Source organism: Limosilactobacillus caccae (assembly GCF_900156885.1).
GTDB classification, from domain to species: domain Bacteria; phylum Bacillota; class Bacilli; order Lactobacillales; family Lactobacillaceae; genus Limosilactobacillus; species Limosilactobacillus caccae.
Map to the genome: position 1 here is coordinate 89,389 of NZ_FTOY01000010.1, position 15,675 is coordinate 105,063.

Genomic DNA, 15,675 nt, shown 5'->3' on the forward strand with positions numbered 1-15,675 from the left:
CCGTCGTTATTCAATTAACTTTTGCGTTTGCGCTTACTAAGACCAAAGAGGGCTGCAAATGCTGTTACCAATCCTAATCCAGCAATTGCTACTGTATCCTGACTACCGGTCTGTGGAAGCACGGTATTTTCTACCTTTTTATCTGCGACCACTGAAGCTGCTGGTTGATTAGCCGTTTCCACCGGAGTGACTTCGGTTGGCTTCGGCGCAACAACCGGTGCGCTTGGCACTACTGGTTCTTCCGGTGCTGGCGCAACTGGCTCAGTCGGTGTTGGCTTACTTGGCACCACTGGCTTTTCTGGCGCAGGAGTTTCCGGTGCTGGTGTTTCAACATTCTTGTCATACTTCACAACGTAGTTAAGGTCTTTACTTGTATGAGAAATTGTCATTTCTGGAATTGTTTCATGATCAGGGTGGAAGCCGTCAATCTCTGGACTAGGCACTGCTGGAATGACCTTGTCAGGACTCCACTTGTCTTCAATTATTTCACCCGTCCACGGATTAGTGACTACCGTGTGAGTAAAATCAACCGTGATCGTGTTATTTTCTGGTAATGATGGGCGGTCGACTGTCACACCATCACTGTACTCATACTTAATGTTTTGTGTTACCTTTTCAGTTTCCGTTGTAACCGTCGGTGCAGCGTATTTTACAACGTAATGAAGATCTTGACTTGTATTGGAAACAGTTACTTCAGGAATTAGTTCCCGATCAGCGTAAAAGCCATCAATTGTTGGGCTCGCAATGGACGGAATAATTTGATCAGGACTCCACGTATCCTGAATCACTTCCCCTGTCCATGGATTAGTGATTACCGTGTGAACAAAGTCAACGGAAGTCACATTGTCACTTGGTAATGTCGGCCGTCCCGCTGTCACGCCATCATTGTATTCGTACTTAATCGTTTGCGTTACTTCCTTAGTTTCGGTGGTAACCGTCGGTGCAGCATACTTTACAACGTATTCCGTATCAGAACTCTCGTGAGTAACTTGTGCTGTACTGCCGGCTTGGGCCTGGTCGTAGTAATAACCATCAATTGTTGGTGTATCTACAAGGGTAAAGCTTTGCGCCGGACTCCACGTTGTCGATACTACTTCTCCAGTGAATGGATTAGTTGCGGTTGTTTGCGTAAACGTTAATGTCTGAACCACGTTCTGTGGTAGCATTGGCCGACCTGTTGTAACCCCATCTGCATATTCATAGCGAATTGTTTGATTTACTACTTTATCAGTCGTTGTTACATTTGCTGGCGCATAGTTTACAACGTATTCCGTATTGCTACTTTCGTGAGTAACATTGGTCGTACTGCCGGCTTGGGCTAAGTCAAAGTAAAAGCCGGTAACTGGTGGGGTATTAACTAAAGTAAAGTTTTGCGCTGGACTCCATGTAGCAGAAATCACTTCCCCAGTAAATGGGTTGCGGGCAACTGTCTGGGTAAAGGTCAGTGCCTGTACTTCATTTGCTGGCAAGGCCGGGCGACCGTTTGTAATCCCATCAGCATATTGGTACTTAACAGTTTGGGTAACTGTCTTATCTGTTGTCTGAATGTCAGCAGGACTGTACTTGACTACGTATTCGGTATCTGCACTATCATGGGTCACTTGTGCTGTACTACCAGCCTGAGCATGGTTATAGTAGTAACCATCAATTGTCGGTGTGTTAACGATACTAAACTGTTGTGCTGGACTCCATGTGCTAGAAATTACTTCATCAGTAAATGGGTTCAGCGTTGTCGTGTGAGTAAAGTTTACCGTCTGCACATCGCTTTGTGGTAGCGCTGGACGGTCGTTTACCTGGCCATCGGCATATTCATAACGAACAGTCTGCGTTACTTGCTTGTCCTCAGTAATGATCTTTGCTGGCGCATATTTTACAACATACTCAGTATTTGCACTGTCATGGGTCACTAGCTGATTGCTCCCAGCGGTTGCCAAGTCATAGTAGTAGCCGTCAATCCTTGGCGTCTTAATTACGTTAAAGCTTTGTGGATCAGTCCAGGTAATTGACTCAATTTCTCCCGTAATTGGGTTGCGGACGATTGTTTGGGTAAAGCTCAACGTCTGAAGATTTGTTTGTGGTAACGCTGGGCGATCAGCTGTTATTCCATCTGCATATTCATAGCGAATTGTTTGGGTAATTGTTTTTTCTTCGCTCGTTGTTGTTGGTGCTAAGTAGTAAATGTTATAAACAGTATCCGGACTGTTATGGTTTACCGTGACCGTGCTACCAGCTTGGGCTTGGTCGTAGTAATAGCCATCGATTTGTGGTGTCACAACAACTGTAAAGTTTTGACCAGGGCTCCACGTGTCACTAATCACTTCCCCCGTCCACGGATTTGTCAACGTGGTCCGTGTAAAGTCAACACTTTGAACGTTCGTTGCTGGTAGCAATGCCGGGTTACCGTTCACCCCACTTGCATAGTGGTAGTAAATCGTTTGGGTAACTGTCTTATTTTCAGTAGTTACATTTACCGGTGCATATTTAACAAGGTATTCTGTATTACCGCTCTCGTAAGTAACGGCAGCATTACTACCGGCCTGTGCTTGATCATAGTAGAAGCCCTCGACTACCGGCGTGTTAACAACCGTAAAACTTTGTGCCGGACTCCATGTATCACTAATCACTTCCTTTGTCCATGGGTTCGTTGTTACCGTATGGATAAAGCTAAGATTTTGAACATTCGTTGCTGGTAAACTTGGCCGCTCAGCTGTCACCCCATCAGCGTACTCGTAACGAATCGTCTGGCTAACATTTTTTTCTTCACTCATAATGCTTGCTGGCGCATACTTAACGACGTATTCCGTACTAGCATCATCATGAGTTACCATCTTATCGCTACCAGCTTGGGCTTGATCATAATAGAATCCGGCAAGCTGTTGACTACTTACAATCCCAAACTTTTGCGGTTCAGTCCACTCGTCAGCGATAATCGCCCCGGTAATTGGATCCCGTTTAATTGTTTGGAAGAATGTCAGCGTCTGCACGTTTGTCTGCGGTAACGCTGGCCGCCCAGTTGTTATCCCATCGGCATATTCATAGCGAATCGTTTGGGTAATTTCTTTTTTTGTCTCGGTAGTTTCAGGTGCAAGATAGTAGACATCGTAAACGCTGTCTGCACTTTCATGGGTTACTGAAGCAGCGCTACCAGCTTGTGATTGGTCAAAGAAGTAGCCGTCAATTCGTGGTGTATCAATCACTGCAAAGTTTTGTGCTGGACTCCACGTATTAGTAATCACTTCTCCCGTCCATGGGTTCGTTAAGACCGTGTTAGTAAATGTTAAGCTCTGGACATTATCCGTTGGTAATAACGCCGGATCACCATTTACTCCTTCTGCGTAGTGATATTTAATCGTCTGGGTAACTGTTTTATCACTCGTTTGGACATTGGCAGGGGCATACTTCACAATGTACTCGCTATCAGCACTTTGATAAGTTACCGCTGCGTTACTCCCTGCCTGAGCTAAGTTGTAGTAGTAGCCATCAATTGTTGGGGTCGCTAAAACCGTAAAGTTCTGGGCCGGGCTCCAGGTGTCACTGATTACTTCATTCGTCCACGGATTGGTCACCACCGTCCGGTCAAAGACTAAGCTTTGGGTATCCGTTTGTGGTAACGCTGGCCGGTCTGTTGTTACCCCATCCGCATATTCGTACCGGATCGTCTGGTTGACCCGCTTCGATTCGGTCACGGTACTTACGGGGGCGGCGTAGTTTACAACGTAGTAAGTATCCAGGTCTTCGTGCACCATTATCTTATCACTACCAGCGTGGGCCAAATCAGCGTAGAAGCCGTTAATCGTTGGCGTTTGGACGATTGAGAACTTATTGTAGTCTGGGGTCCAGCCAAAGGAAACGACGTGCCCGGTAAACGGGTTGGTGTGGAGAGTTTCCGTAAAGGTAATGGTCTGGACATCATCCTTTGGTAGTGGTGGCCGCCCCTGGGTTTCACCATCTGCGTATTGGTAATGGATGGTTTGGGTAATGGTCTTGTCCTGGCTAGTGACTGTTGGCGGTGCATAGTAAACAGTGTACTCTGTATCGGCACTTTCATGGGTCACCTTGTCAGTGCTTCCCTCCTGTGCCTTATTGTAGTAGTAACCATCAACTTCGGGAGTAAGCACGATGGTGAAGTTTTGCGGTCCAGACCAGGTCGTGCTGATAACTTCATCAGTTTCCGGATTACGATGAGTCGTTGCGGTAAACGTTAGGGTTTGGACGTTTGATGATGGCAACGGCGGCCGCCCTGCCGTGATGCCATCACTGTAGACGTAGTTAACTGTCTGGGTAACTTTCGTTTCACTTATTTCTTCGTTTGGTCCACTATACTTGACGACGAATGTTAAACTAGGCGTATCTTGGGTGACTTCAGCATTACCCCCAACTTCCTTTTGATCCGCCCAGAAGCCGGCAATCGTTGGCGACGTTTCAGCGGTAAACTGTTGGGCCGGGGTCCAAGTATCTGAGATTACCTGCCCGGTAACTGGGTTCGTAATCACGGTATGGATAAAAGTGGCTTTCTGAACCTTGTCGCCCGGTAGCGCTGGCCGCCCTGCCGTAATTCCATCGGCATATTGGTACTTGACCGTTTGGGTAACCGTCTTTTCCACTGTATTCGTTACAACCCGGACATAAACTACCTTGGTATCTTCACCTGGGTTACTAGGAATAATTGTTGCATCTGATGGTGTCTGCAACACCCATCCCTGGGCAGTCAAGTCCGGTGCCGCCGTTGCCCCTGCCTTATGAGGGTTACTTGGGTCATTGTTGTAGACCGGCTGCAGGTCGGAAATAACGTTCCCATTTTCATCAACCGGAATGATCTTTCCTAAGTCCGCGTAGACGAGCTGGACTGAGTTAGCGCCAGGGACAAAGGGGTTCCGGACTAAGGTACCGTTACTAAATACCTTATGCTCCCCAACCGGAACTGTCACGGTTTCGGTTTTTTATTTGGCCGAAGCAAGGAAATTTCCATCGTTCCTTGAGGATCGATTAACTTATAAATTAACGTTTGGGAAACTGTTCGATCCCAGTTGTATAGCGTCTTTTCGTAGTACTGGCCGATTTGGAACTGGGAAATTGTCCCCTTGTATGAACCATCCGCTGAATTAGCCAGGCTCCCCTGCTGGTTAGTCAGGTAAAGGCCATTGAGGACCTGTTTGTATTCATCAACATTGGTGATGGTAAACTGTTGCCCCGTAATCCCGTTCACTGGCACATTAGCAGGCAATTTATTACTGCTAGTGTAGTTACCATCCTTGTCTAAGTAGATATATTCAATGGCCGGTGCTTTGTTTTCTGGAGAAATATCAACCTTATCAGAGTACGAAATATTATTTTGGTTTCCTAAACCATAAACTGGACTAACTCCCCGTCCATTTCCGCTACCAACACTCTTGATTGACAGTGACGCTGGCACCGTTATCTTCTTACCATTAAAATCCAAGGTAAATGGGCCGGTATTAGAAACCCGGTAAATTTGGTTTCTTGTCGGATTTTTAATTGCCCCACCGGTCGAACTAACGGAAATGTCCTTATACTCGCCTGAATTAATAGTGATTGTTTGGTAGGCTTTCTTATACTTCTCATCAGTAACGTAGGCGTAGTTAGCTCCCTGGGGATTACGCGGGTCAACCGATAAGATTAACCGTGCTTGGAGGCCATTAATCTTAGCCCCATCTAGGTTAACGATCTGATAAATGTAGTAAGACTCGCTAAATTGATTTTTACCAACTAACTTGGCTGCATCGGTTGGGTAATTACTAGGATTGTTAACCGTGATGGTTGAATTCACCTGTGGCTGGGTAAATGTCGCCACTTCTTGCTCCGCTTCGGTCCGCGTCACCGGCGTGGCTACCGCTTGACTAGGTTGCCTCGCTGGGTCACTGCTAACTGCATTATTCGCTGCGCTAGCCACCGGTTGGTTTGCAGAAGATTGGCCGTCATCAATGTTGCCAAGACCAGATGTTATTTTTTCTACTTGTGCATTTGCTGGCGGTGCAGTGGTTTGAGCCGCACTGCTGTGGGTCACTGGAACTTCAACTGCTAGATTACCCGAATTACTCGCGTCGGAAGTTACAATGCTGGTATCCGTGGAGGTAGGCGTACTCGCTTGCTCAGCAGTATCAGCGTAAGCCACGTTGGCTACCGCAAGGACACCCACAGAAATCATTGCCGTCATCCACAGTTTGCCCGATTTGTATAACTTGTAGTGTTTCTTTGTCTCCATGAATTATCTCCTTTGTCGTTAAATATAATTTGTATAATAATTATATATTATGCGATTTTAGAAAAGGTGTTTAAACTTGGGAGAAAAGATTAAGTTTTTCTAGCATCAAAAAAGCCGCACCCCACTTACTGGGATGCGGCTTTTGCCGTCGTTATTCGGCTACTTTACGGCTAAAGTAATGGGCGAGTTTTTCTTCCGGATAATAACCGGTCACCTTTTCCTTTGCCTCCCCGTTACGGAATAAGACGAGGCTGGGCACACTCATTACCTTATACTGCTGGGCAATCTCTTGGTTGCCGTCAACGTTTAGTTTTACAAATTTGATCTCTTTTCCAAACCGTTCTTCAAGCTTTGCCATTGCCGGTTCCATCATCTTACATGGGCCACACCATGGTGCCCAGAAGTCGACTACCGTCAATGGTCCTTGGACTTGCGCCTTAAAGTCTTGTGTACTTGCTTCAATTGCCATCTTATCTTGCCTTCTTTTTTGAATTTCTTACGAAGTGGATGATAATCGTAATCACAAATACCGCAAGGATAAAGATCCCGAAGATCCCCGATGGAATCTCAACGTCAATTGCCGGAATCGTTAAGAACAGTTTGATTGCGATTACGAAAATCAAGATATATGCCATCGGCTCTAATTCCGGAACCTTCCGCATCAGCTTCATAATTACTTCAGCAATTCCCCGCATACATGCAATCCCGATCAAGCCACCGATCAAGACGATCACCGGGTTGGTGGAGATTGCTAGCGAGGCCAACACTGAATCGACCGAGAAGATGATATCCATCAACTCAATCTGGGCAACTACTGACCAGAATAGCTTCCGCCCCTTGAGCCTTGACCTATTCTCATGGCCCTTGCGCATTGCCTTTTTACCGAAAAATTTAGTACGGAAGTACCGGTAAACAAGGTAAATTAGGTAAGCAGCACCGATCACCTTGATTTCCCAAAAGTTGATCAGGTAGACACCTAAACCGATTATTAAGAACCGGAACACATAGGAACCCCAAATTCCGTAGAATAGTGACTCTTCTTGTTCCTTTAATGTGGGTAATACACGTGTCTGGGCTGCTAAGACAACAGCGTTATCGACAGAAAGTAAACACTCAATCATAACTAACGAAAAAATAATCAGCCAATCCTCACCGGATGTAACAACTGTTGCCCAGTTATGTGGATCAAAAAATGGTCCATACAACTTCTCTAAAAGTGACAATTAATGTCCTCCCTTATTCAAATTTGCTCCTAAGCTAATTTATATTTTACCAAATAATTTAAAAAATAGGGTGGAAGTGGCGCCTTAATATTTAAAGTTTTCATGGTAAAAGGTATCACTAATCGCTGCGCCTGCCCATGCAGTAACATTCCCTCATTAGATGACGGATTATACAGGGGATCGCCCACAATCGGGTGGCCGCTGTGTGCCAGATGGACCCGCAACTGGTGAGTCCGCCCCGTTGCTAGTTTCAATGCTACTAGGGAACGATCCTCGTTGGCCGCACAACTGTGGTAGTAGGTCACCGCTGGCTGGGCATTAATTCCCGCAACCTTATGCAAGTGAAAGTTAGCGGGATCCTTACCGATTGGCCATGCCCACCTACCGTCGTCAACAAGTTTTCCCTCAACAACTGCAAGGTATTGGCGGTGAATTGCCCCCGTGCTAATCAGCCGGTTCAAGACCGGCACCACGATGGGATTCTTTGCCACGATCACCGCCCCACTTGTCTGCAAGTCGATCCGGTGGACCATGTATGCTCCGTCGCTGGTTCCCGCTAAATAACCCGCGACATCATTCATTAGGGTCCCTGTTTCTCCCCGATAGTTTGGGTGAGTTTTTTGCCCTCGCGGCTTATTCACCACCAGCAAGTCACGGTTCTCATATAAAACTGCTAAGTCAGGCTTGTTGGTTGGAACATAGTCGTTAGCGGCGGGCGTTCGGACCTCATCCCCAACGAAAAACATCTCAACCTGGTCCCCCGCACTGACTGGTTCATTCATCGAGATATAATGGCCATTAACCAGTACTTGCCGCCGGGTACGCAAATAATGGATCAACCGGTTGGGAAGGAGCCACTGCTGGTGCAAAAGGGTGCGGAGGGAACATTCCTCCTGCTGCTTTGCTAGCTGCTCTGTTAAGTGCCATCGGTAATTTATCATTTTTCCACCACCATCATTAAACTAATAGCACTATTTTACGTTATTTCCCAGGAAATATTCACTTTAATTTACTGTTAGGGCGGTTTACTTTTCCAGGATAATAGAGTTGAATAGAGATATGAACAATATTAAGGGGATGAGTAACCATGTTAACAACCGATCAGATTAATGAACATAGTAAGTGGATAAGTGTCTTTGAACCCCTTCCCCATGAACGACTTGACCTGATTGAAAAATACGAAGTTACTCAAGAATTGCTCGACTACGCAATCGACCCCTACGAAAAAGCGCGGGTTGAAGTTGATCCAGACGCAGGAGTAACTCTTTTAATCTTTGACGTCTACGTCCCGACACACGCGGTTACGGCCCCCCAGACGGCCCCTATCGGGATCATGCTTACAGCAAACAACATCATCACCTTTACTAATGCAAAGACCAACTTTGTCAACGGGATTATCGCTAACCAGCTCCGCCTCTTACAAAAGCGGGGAGGGACTGATGATAAACTTAACCTGGTTTTTCCCGTTCTCTATCGGCTATCCACGGATTACTTTGGCCCCTTGCGGCGGGTCGACCAGCAGCGCCAGCAGATCCAGCAAAATTTGCAAAAGCGGACTGGCAGAAAAGCAATCACCGAGTTCATGGAAATTGAAACCGGCCTGGTCTACATGCTCACCTCATTAAAGGGAAATGTTTCCTTGCTCGAAGAATTCAAGCGCCGCTTTGGCAGCCGCATCACTAGCAAGCAGTTTAACGACCTAGACGACGTGATTGTCGAAGCACAGCAAGGACTAGAGATGGCCCAGATGACTTCTGATGTCTCTGCCAGGGTTTCCAACGCCTATAGCAAGGTTCTCGATAGTGACTTGAACCAGACGATGAAGTACCTTACCATTTATTCGATCGTTCTTTCAATTCCAACGATCGTTTCCGGATTCTATGGTGAAAACGTCAAGCTGCCACTAGCAAACTGGTCATTTTCCTGGGTGATCACCATTTTAATTACGCTCGCCCTGATGGCGGCCTGCGTGATTTTCTTAATCAACCGCCATTGGTGGAAATAATATGTTATACTAAAACTAAATTAAACAGCGGGGAGCTTGTAAACAGGCTGAGAGGAAGGTGCGACCTTCGACCCATTTAACCTGATGTGGATAATCCCACCGTAGGAAATAATACTTTTATTTATGCTACACACGCGAGACTAGGGATTAATTTTCTAGTCTCCTTTTTATTTGCAACCGTTAAATTCCCGCTGTAATCAACAACAAGGGAGTTTTACTCATGAAGAAAGAAACATCCGTCTTTGCAAATGGTCTCATTTGGTTTGGGGCAGCAATCTCAATCGCTGAAATCATAACGGGAACATACATTGCCCCGCTCGGCTTCACAAAGGGGCTATTAGCGATTCTCATCGGCCACTTAATTGGTGCCGCCCTCTTATTCTTTGCCGGCTATATCGGTGCATCCAGTCGGCAAAGTGCAATGGAAACTGTCAAAATGAGCTTTGGTCACAATGGCAGTAAGTTTTTTGCCGGCCTTAACGTCGCCCAACTCTGCGGATGGACCAGTATTATGATCTTTGACGGGGCAATCGCTGCTAAAAGCATTTTTCAACTCGCCCACTGGCAATGGTGTCTGATCATCGCTGCCCTAATTTCGCTCTGGATCCTAGTTGGCCTCACCCACCTAGAAAAGATTAACCTAGTCGCAATCGCCTTGCTTTTGCTCCTCACTATTTGGCTTTCAACAATCATTTTCACCGGGCACAACCCTCAAGCTACACCATCGCCCAGTCTTACGTTTGGCGAAGCAGTGGAGCTGGCAATTGCAATGCCCCTTTCTTGGTTACCATTGATTAGCGATTACACCAGCAAGGCCGCCGCACCACGCCTAACCACCTTCACAAGTGTCGCCGCTTATACGATCGGTAGTTGCTGGATGTATATCATTGGCATGGGCGCCACCCTCCTTACTGGTCAGGACAACATTGCCACTGTTATGCGCCACGCTGGAATGGGTGTTGCTGGACTATTAATAATCGTTTTTTCCACGGTCACTACTACTTTTATGGACGCGTACTCTGCGGGAGTCTCCAGTTTGACTGTTTGGCGAAAGTTAAATAAAACCCACGTTGCTCTTGTAGCGACGATCATCGGTTTCATCACGGCTAGCCTCTTTCCAATGGATAATATCTCACCATTTCTTTATATCATTGACTCAGTCTTCACCCCGATGATTGCAATCCAGCTTACCGACTTTTTTATTCTCCGCAAAACACCTGCCCACCACCAGGTCGAGTGGCTAAATATGGCTATCTGGCTAATTGGCTTTATCGTCTACCGTCTATTAATGCTTGTCGATACCCCCATCGGCAACACCATCCCCGATATCATCATCGTAATCATCATTACACTAATCTGTCATAAAATTAAGCAAAAATAAATCGCGTGACTGGGAAATTTTACCCGGTCACGCGATTCATTAATAATTAGCTTTTATAGATTATCGCCACGTTCAAACTGGAATTTCGAATTCAATAACGCTTGGTGAAGTAAGCTGTTGATCAACTTATGTGTTTCTGCATTGACGTGGTTAGCAGTCTTCATGTTTTGCTCGGTCAAATAATTTACTAAGTTAGCAGAGTTTTGGATCTTGGCTACTTCCGTGATTTTATCAACCCGGCTAACACCATAGCTCTGGCAGCGGTCGCGGAAGTCATTAACTTCGTTGATAAATTCATGGTAGCGCGGTTCAACGATTACCTCGAGCAACTTATGCATCCAGTAAGCACTCTTGTCCGGTTGGGCATCATCGCTGGCCAGCTTGTAGTTGGCGGGCGTGTCAGTGATGTTGGTAAAGAATGGGACGTATGGGCTGTAACAGTAAAAGCCGAAGTTGATCCACTGAATAGCAGCGTACTCTGCCGGCACATCATTCCGGATTTGCAAGATGCAGGAGCTCTGGTTCCGGTCTAAGGCAATCGAACGGAACTTCTTTTGCTCCGCTGGCGTACCAGAAGCATAGGTTCCCATCGGGTCATATGGCGTGCCATTATAGTGTGATGATAGGAAGTATTCAACGTCTTCAATTGCGATCTTCTTTTCCGCGTGTTGGATAAAAGGAATCTTTTGGCTCGTCGGCTCCTGTTCAAGGGACGGGGTAAAGAGCTTTTGTCCATACCATGACCGCGGCGTGTTATAGTAGGCATCTGCTTCATCCTGGGTTCCAAAGATGTTACGGAAGTTAAATGTTTCCGGGTTAGGATTTAAGTGGTACTTGTTAACGAAGTCGCGAATTCCGGCAGCTGTCAGGTAGTTGTCTTCATCAGCAAAGTCAATTTCCTCGATACACATAATATTGGGGGCAATCGCGTACGCGTCATCAGGAATCCGCTGGGCAACCCACTGGTGACCACCACCGGTTTCAAAGTACCACACTTCATCCTTATCGCTAAAGGCAATCCCGTTACTTTCACCCGTCCCATACTTTTCGATTAAACTACCGAGACGCTTGACCCCTTCCCGGGCAGACTTGATAAATGGCAAAACCAGGTAGAGCATTGAATCCTCATTTACCCCGTTTTCAACTAACGGATCGTGACCTAGCACCCGGGCATTGGTCATTTCAGTCTCCGTTGAGCTCATGGCAACGTTATACTCGTTAATCCCTTGTTCATCCCAACGACCAATGTCAGGGACACCATTTGGCGTTGCGGTAAAGCGGCACCCTTTCCCTACCATATCAACAGTTAAGCCATTATACTTGGAAACATAGTGTTCACCAGTATAGTCCTTCGCCGGAAATACCCGGAAGGTCTTAGGATTAACCCCGTCTTCACCATCTTCGTCACGGGCAATGATGGTCGAACCGTCAATTGTCGCATTTTTACCAACCAGCATTGCTGTACAGCTACTCATTAATTTCTTCATCTTGTGCGCTTCCTCTCTGCAAAGATAACAGTATCATTTTAATTATACTACTTTTTCTGTGCTTAATTATTTTTCTTAGAAGCCGAACAATGGTGTTGAAAGTAATCAATGAGCGTGCTAGAATAGCAACATTAAATCAACCAAGAGCCTATATAATACCGAAATAAGGTCGGTTAGTTTCTACCTAAAGCCGTAAACTTTAGACTATAAGCACGAATCGGATTTTCCGCTTTAATATTCGCTTATATTTTTTAGGAGACGAGGCGCTTGCCAGTCTCCTTTTTTATTGGCTCCACGATTTTCGAGGAGGATTACTTTGAAAGAACCACTTTCAACTACTGCAATTAACCAGCACACGCATAAATTTGTTTTTTCTACCCAGTGGCAGAACTTTATCTTAGGATTTCAGCACCTACTAGCGATGTATTCCGGGGACGTTTTAGTGCCCCTCTTAATCGGCCATTACTTACACTTTTCAACCCTGCAGATGACTTACCTGGTATCAATCGACATCTTCATGTGTGGCGTGGCAACCCTTTTACAGCTGAAGCGAACCCCGCTCACGGGGATTGGGCTCCCCGTCGTCCTCGGTTGTGCTGTCCAGGCAGTAACCCCCTTAGAGACGATTGGGAGTAAACTCGGGATCACCTACATGTACGGAGCAATTATTGCGGCAGGAATATTTGTTTTCCTAATTGCCGGCTACTTTGCCAAGTTAAAGCGGTTCTTTCCACCGGTCGTAACTGGCTCCCTGATTACCATCATCGGGTTCACCTTAGTGCCAGTCGGTTTCCAAGACCTGGGCGGCGGGAATCCAACTGCCGCCTCGTTTGGTGCCCCCGCTAATTTGTTTATTGGCTTCTTGACCATCGCCATTATCCTCGTCTTCAATGCCTTTGCCCGCGGATTCATGAAGTCCATCGCAATCCTGTTGGGAATCTTGCTCGCCTCTTTTATTGCAGGGGCAATGGGTTTTATCTCGCTTAAGCCTGTCAGTGAAGCAGCATGGTTCCATACTCCCCAGCTCTTTTTCTTTGGTGTTCCCCACTTTAATACTAGTGCAATCATCACAATGATTTTGGTCTCACTAACCACCATGATTGAGTCCACCGGGGTCTTCTTTGCGTTAAGTGACATCACCGGACGACAATTAACCACCGCGGACCTAAAGCGCGGGTACCGGGCCGAAGGAATTGCGGCAGTTCTTGGCGGTCTCTTCAATACCTTCCCCTACTCCACCTTTTCTGAAAACGTTGGCGTCCTCAAAATGTCCGGGGTGAAGAGTCGCCAACCAGTTTACTACGCCGCCTTCCTGCTCCTCTTGCTTGGCCTGTTACCAAAGGTCGGCGCCCTTGCAACAGTCATCCCTGCCCCGGTCCTCGGTGGCGCGATGATTGTCATGTTTGGGATGGTCGGCGTCCAGGGGGTGCAAATCCTGCACAAGGTTGATTTCAACAAAAACGCCAATCTGCTTACCGCATCAATCTCCATCGGCCTGGGACTCGGGATCACCATGTATCCCCAACTGTTCCAGCACATGCCGACGGAATTTCAAATCATCCTTGGCAATGGTATTGTCGTCACCAGCATCTCGGCAGTCCTGCTCAACCTTCTTTTTAACCACCGCTGGGCAAACCATGATTAAGCGGTTCTCATGACTTTTTAATTTTATTGTTGACAATTTAAATTTTGCACGATATTATAATTGCAACAATTATCGTTTCAGTAGGTCCTTTGTTGGGTGTAAGAGAGCCGGTGGTGAGGTGCGAACCGGTCAGGCAAAGCGATACGAATTATCACGAGTGAATGATTGCTCGGCCATGATCAGTGCCGTTACCACCTGATAAGAGTGCACACGATAGCGTGTGTAAGTGGGTGGTACCGCGGTTTAAATCCAATCGTCCCGTTGATGAAAACATCAACGGGACTTTTTTATTGAGGAGGAATTAGAAATGAAGAAAGTACGGTTTAGTGAAGCAATCGCCTTGCTTTTGCTCATGTTAATTATTTTAGGAACGGCCGTCATTAAGTTCGGCCTGTCGCCACAGATCCCCGTCCTGTTTGTCATTGCCATTTTAATTTTCTGGGCAAAGCTACGTGGTGCCAGTTGGGATGATATTCATAAGGGTATTCAAGAAGGGATCGGGACGGCGATCATCCCCATCTTCATCTTTATTTTGATTGGGGCCTTGATTGCAGTCTGGATTAAGGCCGGGGTCATCCCCGCCATCATGGTCGTTGGGTTTAAACTTATCAGCAGCCAGTTCTTTGTCCCATCAACCTTTGTCGTTTGTTCATTAGTTGGCCTATCCATTGGGAGTGGTTTCACGACGATTTCGACCATCGGGATTGCGCTTTTCGGGATGGGGGTTGCCATGAACGTCAACCCCGCCCTTGTCGGTGGTGCTATCGTCTCCGGGGCGGTCTTTGGTGATAAGATGTCCCCATTGTCGGACTCTACTAACCTCTCTTCAGCAATCGCGGGAAGTGACCTTTTTGCCCACATTAAAAATATGATGTGGTCAACGATCCCCTCCTTTATTGTTTCCCTGATCCTTTTCTGGATTCTCGGCAACACCCATTCACAAGTCAGTCCTACCAAGATTCTCCGGACCACCGCCGTCCTCCAGCAAAACTTCGCCATCAGCTGGTGGGCATTACTCCCCATTGTGCTGATGTTTGCCTGTGCTTGGCGGCACATTCCGGCGATTCCAACCCTCTTTATCAATATTATCGTGACTGTCATCATGATTTTCTGCCAAAACCCACATGAGTCGCTCAACTCATTGACTAGCTTAATTAGTGAAGGTTACGTTGCCCACACCAGTGACGCATCAGTAAATGCCCTTCTCTCTAGGGGTGGGATCAGCAGCATGATGGCAACTGTTTCCTTAATTATCGTGACCCTGTCACTAGGGGGCATCTTGATGAAGTTTAACGTCGTCCAGTCCGCGATGGATCCGCTCGTTAAACACTTGCAAAAGCCAGGGCGGTTAATTACCGTCACGATCCTTTCTGGAATCGGCATCAACCTCTTCGTTGGTGAACAGTACTTGTCAGTTATCCTTCCGGGGAAGGCCTTCAAGGCAGCCTTCAATAAGCTTGGTCTTGCCCCCCTTGCCCTCAGTCGGGTACTTGAAGATGGGGGGAGTGTTATCAACTACCTTATCCCCTGGGGAGTGGCCGGATCATTTGCTGCCTCAACGTTAGGCGTTCCAGTCCTGCACTTCCTGCCATTCGCCTTCTTCAGTCTTTTCTCGCCCGTTTTCTCCATCCTTAGTGGGATTACCGGCATCGGCTTGAAATGGCAAAAGAACCGTCAGTAATAAAAAAGCTCCGCATCTGATGCGGAGTTT

At 46.7% G+C, this 15,675-nt stretch carries 10 protein-coding genes and 2 riboswitches; of the genes, 4 read left to right on the forward strand and 6 right to left on the reverse strand.

The window, feature by feature from the left end:
* Positions 1–14: 14 nt before the first annotated feature.
* The 5 genes from CZ502_RS03830 to CZ502_RS03850 form a co-directional block, all read right to left on the reverse strand.
* On the reverse strand, positions 15–4,928 hold the full coding sequence (locus tag CZ502_RS03830; protein WP_076459776.1) for a mucin-binding protein: 4,914 nt from the start codon (positions 4,926–4,928) through the stop codon (positions 15–17).
* Positions 4,925–6,223 (reverse strand): KxYKxGKxW signal peptide domain-containing protein, encoded by a 1,299-nt coding sequence (locus tag CZ502_RS03835; RefSeq protein ID WP_076459777.1) that lies wholly within the window; start codon positions 6,221–6,223, stop codon positions 4,925–4,927. The genes CZ502_RS03830 and CZ502_RS03835 overlap by 4 nt, the downstream gene beginning before the upstream one ends.
* Before the next feature lie 151 nt (positions 6,224–6,374).
* A complete protein-coding gene (trxA, locus tag CZ502_RS03840; RefSeq protein ID WP_076459778.1) occupies positions 6,375–6,692 on the reverse strand; it encodes a thioredoxin in 318 nt (105 codons plus the stop codon).
* 1 nt (position 6,693) lies between these two features.
* On the reverse strand, positions 6,694–7,446 hold the full coding sequence (locus tag CZ502_RS03845) for a TerC family protein (RefSeq protein WP_076459779.1): 753 nt from the start codon (positions 7,444–7,446) through the stop codon (positions 6,694–6,696).
* 29 nt (positions 7,447–7,475) lie between these two features.
* A complete protein-coding gene (locus CZ502_RS03850; RefSeq protein ID WP_076460572.1) occupies positions 7,476–8,384 on the reverse strand; it encodes an RluA family pseudouridine synthase in 909 nt (302 codons plus the stop codon).
* Positions 8,385–8,533: 149 nt separating this feature from the next.
* On the opposite strand from CZ502_RS03850, the gene CZ502_RS03855 reads away from it, so the two are divergent.
* Both CZ502_RS03855 and cytX read left to right on the forward strand, forming a co-directional pair.
* Positions 8,534–9,451 (forward strand): magnesium transporter CorA family protein, encoded by a 918-nt coding sequence (locus tag CZ502_RS03855; RefSeq protein WP_076459780.1) that lies wholly within the window; start codon positions 8,534–8,536, stop codon positions 9,449–9,451.
* A gap of 18 nt (positions 9,452–9,469) precedes the next feature.
* A riboswitch (TPP riboswitch) is annotated at positions 9,470–9,576 on the forward strand.
* Positions 9,577–9,671: 95 nt separating this feature from the next.
* On the forward strand, positions 9,672–10,832 hold the full coding sequence (gene cytX, locus CZ502_RS03860) for a putative hydroxymethylpyrimidine transporter CytX (protein ID WP_076459781.1): 1,161 nt from the start codon (positions 9,672–9,674) through the stop codon (positions 10,830–10,832).
* 53 nt (positions 10,833–10,885) lie between these two features.
* Here cytX and CZ502_RS03865 read toward each other — a convergent pair whose 3' ends face one another.
* Positions 10,886–12,319 carry a C69 family dipeptidase gene (locus CZ502_RS03865; protein ID WP_076459782.1) on the reverse strand — a complete coding sequence of 478 codons (1,434 nt, stop codon included), beginning with the start codon at positions 12,317–12,319 and terminating at the stop codon, positions 10,886–10,888.
* 128 nt (positions 12,320–12,447) lie between these two features.
* Positions 12,448–12,546, forward strand: a riboswitch (purine riboswitch).
* Between the two features lie 116 nt (positions 12,547–12,662).
* Here CZ502_RS03865 and CZ502_RS03870 point away from each other — a divergent pair.
* Both CZ502_RS03870 and nhaC read left to right on the forward strand, forming a co-directional pair.
* Positions 12,663–13,964 carry a nucleobase:cation symporter-2 family protein gene (locus CZ502_RS03870; RefSeq protein WP_438267732.1) on the forward strand — a complete coding sequence of 434 codons (1,302 nt, stop codon included), beginning with the start codon at positions 12,663–12,665 and terminating at the stop codon, positions 13,962–13,964.
* Between the two features lie 307 nt (positions 13,965–14,271).
* Entirely contained in the window at positions 14,272–15,645 is a 1,374-nt protein-coding gene (gene nhaC / locus CZ502_RS03875) for a Na+/H+ antiporter NhaC (protein ID WP_076459784.1), read from the forward strand.
* Positions 15,646–15,675: the final 30 nt, after the last annotated feature.

Excerpts from the sequence above, each read along its gene's own strand:
- CZ502_RS03835 (WP_076459777.1), bottom strand. The coding sequence starts at position 6,223 with ATGGAGACAAAGAAACACTACAAGTTATACAAATCGGGCAAACTGTGG.
- trxA (WP_076459778.1), bottom strand. The coding sequence starts at position 6,692 with ATGGCAATTGAAGCAAGTACACAAGACTTTAAGGCGCAAGTCCAAGGA.
- CZ502_RS03855 (WP_076459780.1), top strand. The coding sequence starts at position 8,534 with ATGTTAACAACCGATCAGATTAATGAACATAGTAAGTGGATAAGTGTC.
- cytX (WP_076459781.1), top strand. The coding sequence starts at position 9,672 with ATGAAGAAAGAAACATCCGTCTTTGCAAATGGTCTCATTTGGTTTGGG.
- CZ502_RS03865 (WP_076459782.1), bottom strand. The coding sequence starts at position 12,319 with ATGAAGAAATTAATGAGTAGCTGTACAGCAATGCTGGTTGGTAAAAAT.
- nhaC (WP_076459784.1), top strand. The coding sequence starts at position 14,272 with ATGAAGAAAGTACGGTTTAGTGAAGCAATCGCCTTGCTTTTGCTCATG.